This window comes from Anaerolineae bacterium, from assembly GCA_014360855.1.
Taxonomy (GTDB): Bacteria; Chloroflexota; Anaerolineae; order JACIWP01; family JACIWP01; genus JACIWP01.
Window position 1 is genome coordinate 1 of record JACIWP010000427.1, and the last position, 482, is coordinate 482.

The 482-nt window shown below is 57.5% G+C and carries 1 pseudogene (running past one end of the window); it reads left to right on the forward strand.

The features are described from left to right. The first annotated feature begins 127 nt into the window (after positions 1-127). Positions 128-482 (forward strand): annotated as a pseudogene (locus H5T60_14780) (hypothetical protein); it runs 1,081 nt beyond the window's last position.

The following is a 482-nucleotide window of genomic DNA, read 5'->3' on the forward strand; positions in this document are numbered from 1 at the left end:
GTAAGACCCAGGACAATAACATATTGACAATCGGGTTATGGGGCGCTATAATACAATGTAAAGTTTAAGGTTAAATCCCGCAGACGGGGCGGGAGAAGGGTGAGGATATAATACAGGAGGGGCCTGTATGCGCCACAAAGTATGGGTGGGGACAGCCGCGGTGCTGGTGTGGCTGGCGGCCGGCCTGATTGCAGGCAGTTGGCTGTGGGCGGACGCACCAGCACCCCATCATGTGAAAGAATATCTGTACGTAAGCCCTGGTGTCCCGGCTCCGTCAGGAGTACAGGTCTCGGCGGTGATCAACGGCATCGTCTTCATCAGCGACCTGACGAACCTGATGGGGGTGTACGAGTTCTACGTGCCGGGGGATGATCCCAGCACGCCGGTGCTGGAAGGGGCACAGGAAGGCGACCTGATCCGCTTTTTCATCGGTTCACCCTATCAGCAGTATGCTATCCAGACGCTGACCTGGCAGGCCGGCG